General features: G+C 65.4%; 2 protein-coding genes. Both read left to right on the forward strand.

Annotation, left to right across the window (positions count from 1 at the left end):
* Window positions 1-2699: carboxypeptidase regulatory-like domain-containing protein (locus tag AC1DP3_RS17940; RefSeq protein ID WP_477295669.1), on the forward strand; the 2699-nt coding region annotated here is incomplete at its 5' end.
* 301 nt (window positions 2700-3000) lie between these two features.
* On the forward strand, window positions 3001-3987 hold a 987-nt coding region (locus tag AC1DP3_RS17945; protein WP_477295671.1), incomplete at its 3' end, for a hypothetical protein.

Here is a 3987-nt window from a genome sequence, read left to right on the forward strand (position 1 = left end):
GCGGCACGGTCACCCTCCCGGCAGACGCCCCCGTGGAATGGATGAACGCGGTCAGCGTGTACGCAAACCGCGTGAACGGATCCGGGTCGGGCGGGTATTCCACGATCAATCGTGAGACCGGCGAGTACACGATCACCGGCTTGGCCCCGGGGGACTATCGGGTGCAGTTCTCCGCGTACAGCTACTGGGACTCCGCTGTCGGCAAGTCCGTGCCGGTGAACCTCATGTCGGAGTACTACGACAACGCCGTCGATTACAACGATGCCACTTTCGTCACGACCGGTGCGGGTGGTCAAGTCTCCGGTATAGATGCCGCCCTCGAATACGGGTCGACCATCAGTGGCACCATCAGTCTTCCAGGGGATGCTCCCGAAGAGTGGTGGAACGCCGTCTAYGTCTCTGCGAGCCCCGTCAACGGAGTCGGATCGGGCGGGTCTCCGTCGATCGACCGAGCCACCGGGCAGTACACGATCACCGGCTTGACCGCAGGGGACTATCGCGTTMAGTTCTCTGCGGGCAGTTACTGGGATGCGGATGCCGGTCAGTCCGTGCCCGTGAACCTCATCCCGGAGTACTACGACAACGCGGCCGACTACAGCAGTGCGACCCTCGTCGAGATCGCTCCCGCCGCTCCGGCATCCGGTATCGACGCCGCACTCGAGTATGGTGCGACCATCAGCGGCACGCTGCGTGATATCGATGGCGCGCCTGTGGAGGGCGTCGGAGTATGGGTGATCGATGCCGACGATACGAGCAGCGGTTTCCGATGGGGCGCCTCCTCCGACGCGGCCGGTCAATACTCGCTGCAACTCCTTCCGGCTGGTGCCTACAAGGTGTTCATCGGAAACCTCGGCGGCGTGCCCGCAGCCTTCCGGCGAACCTTCCTGGGCGGTCCGACCTTCGCGTCTGCCACGAAGGTCACGGTCGCCCATGGAGCGACGATCGCGGGCCAGGATGCGGTTCTTCAGGCTGTGGAGCCGAACGCTCCGCGCCCGTCCGCGCCCGTGCTCTCGGCGGGAACCCGCGACGGTTCCTACGCGACGGTGACGTGGCCGACGCCGGCCTCTGCGGACCCGATCCTGGCTTACGGCATCTCGACCACGGGTGGTTGGTGGGGTGATGGCGGACCGCTGCCCGCTCCACAGGCGAACTCCACCCAGGCGTGGGTAGGGGAGGAGTCGGCGCTTGTCCTGCTCTCCGCATACACCGGCTCCGCCGAGGGCAGCGCGGGCGCTGTCGCGGTCAACGACCCGGCAGCTCMCGCCGCACCAGTCCTTCGCGTGGCCGGGAAGACGGGTACGTCGCTCATCGTGTCTGCGGACTCCTCGGCTCCGGCGGACGCCGAGTGGTGGTTCGCGATCCTCCCTGAGGGCGCGGGAGCTGCTGGCCTGATCGTCGAGTACCCGGATGAGGTCGGTGGAAACTCCTTCACGTTTGAGAACGTCGACCCCACCTCTGAGGTCCGGGTGTTCGCGGGCTACCGCAGCGGCGGAAGCATGAGCCAGATCGCGACGCTCACCAAGGCGGGCACCCCGCCGCCGGCCGGGCCCACTGTGCATCCGTGGTTTGCGGGGAAGTATGCGGAGTTGGGTGGTGCTGCGGGTTCGTTGGGGGTGCCGCTTGATGTGATGCAGTGTCAGTCGTCGTCGTGCTGGCAGGAGTTCGAGGGTGGGGTTTTGACGTCGGATGGGCGGCAGATTGTGAAGCTGTCCACGGCGTATGTGGAGACGTGGCTGACGAACGGCGGGCCCGATGGCGTGCTGGGTCTGGTCGCGGGTCCGGAGGCGTGCTTCGGGACGTATTGTGTGGTGCCGTTCACGCATGGCGTGATCAAGTGGACGCCGAATGTGGGTGTCGCGCCGATCGTGGTGCATGCCTGGTTCGAGGCGGCGTGGAAGGCGCTGGGTGGTGTGACCGGGTCGATCGGTTCGCCGGTTGATGTGATGCGGTGCCAGTCGTCGGCGTGCTGGCAGGAGTTCACCGGTGGGGTGCTCACGTCGGGTGGTAAGGGCATCGTGAAGCTGTCGACGGCGTATGTGAAGACGTGGTTGGACTGGGGTGGTCCGAATGGTGATCTCGGTCTGGTGGCTGGTGCGGAGTCCTGCTTCGGGTCGTATTGTCAGACCGCGTTCTCGGGTGGGGTGATCGTGTGGGTGCCGAACTCGGGCGTGTTCCCGGTGGCGAAGAACTGGTTCTACCCCGCCTGGGTGTCCCGCGGCGGYGCGAATGGGTCGTTGGGGCTGCCCACTGATGCGATGCGCTGTCAGTCCGCCGCCTGCTACCAGGTGTTCCAGAAGGGGACGCTGACCTCGTCGACGTCGAGCATCGTGGCACTGTCGAGCGCGTACGTGTCGACGTGGCTCGCCAATGGCGGACCGGGCGGAGCCTTGGGGCTCGTGAACGGTTCGGAAGCCTGTTTCGGCACTTACTGCCAGGTCCCGTTCCAGCACGGCCTGCTGGTCTGGGACCCGGGTTCCGGTGTTCGCGTCCTCACCGGGACCGCGTGGGCCGAGTGGGAGGCGAGTCACGCAGCGCCGAAACCCGGTACGCCGTCTTACCCGGGCGACACCAAGAACTGCACAGATTTCGCCACCCATGCCCAAGCGCAGGCCTGGTTCGACCTCTACTACCCGCTCTACGGGGATGTCGCGAAGCTCGACGGGAACAACGACCGCATCGCCTGCGAGAGCCTCCGGTAGTCCTCCAGCCCGTTGGGCCTCTCCGGCCGCCGCCATCGCGCGATCGAGGGCCGATCGGAGTGCCGGTATCGGTGCTGCAATCGCGGTGCATCAGCGAGATCCACGATCGGATCTCGCTGATGCACCCAATGGTTCCGACGCATTGGCCCTGCTATGTTGACCTCATCGCGGGTCGACATTCTCTGGGGGAAGCCGACCACAGCGCCTGCGCGTATGCGATTCACGCAGGTGTCGCAAGGAAGCGAGTGCTGTATCCACATCAGGAGCGTTTCGTGCGCCTGGCGGACCATGGGGTGGACAGATGAAGAGATGGAAGATGTTCCCTGGCGCGGCGGTTGTTGCCGCTCTCGTGCTCGCGCCGATCGGGCTTTCCGGCGCCTATGCGGACGAGGACGCGAGCGCTGAAGCGACGGTAGTTGAATCCGTCGCCGGCGCGCACGACGAGCCTGCCACAGACGCCCTCGCGGGCGGGCCTGACCCCGCGGGACCAGATCTGTCGGATTCAGTCGGACGGAGGGCATCGGACTCGGTTCCCACTGTGTCGGACTCGCCGGCGCTGTCCGCCAGTGAACCGATCATGCTGCCGATGCCCTGGTTGTTCATAGGCTCCGTACCCATACCTCCGACCTGTGACACCGACGGCGCCTTGCCGGATGTGTCTCAGCCTTTGGAGCACATGACACTCTCGTTCGACCGGGACGACGACGGCCCAGGGGTGTATGTCCTCACGCTCACGGCGGCAGATGGCTACGTGTTCGTGGACAACGCGACGGAGCTCTCGCGCGAAGTCACCGTCTTACCTGCAATGGGATACCAATCCGTTCAGCCGCACGGGAACTGCTATCGCGGGACGGATGTCGTCMTGATGCCACCCTCGTTCGATGATCCGTGCGGCACGGAGGCCGACTTCGCCTACAAGCCCGAGGACACTGCGGGTGTCGTTTACAACTGGGCCAGCGGGGACCCGGAGAACTTCGACATCTCGGCCGCGGTGCAGCCCGGTTTCGCCGCCAACGACCTTCCCGCCGGCTGGATCGCCGATGGCGAGATCCTCGACACCCTCTACTACCGCTACGCCTGGTCGCCGGAATTCACCGACGTCGCCTGCCCTCCTGTGCATCCGTGGTTTGCGGGGAAGTATGCGGAGTTGGGTGGTGCTGCGGGTTCGTTGGGGGTGCCGCTTGATGTGATGCAGTGTCAGTCGTCGTCGTGCTGGCAGGAGTTCGAGGGTGGGGTTTTGACGTCGGATGGGCGGCAGATTGTGAAGCTGTCCACGGCGTATGTGGAG

This window comes from Microbacterium sp. P5_B6, from assembly GCF_056400345.1.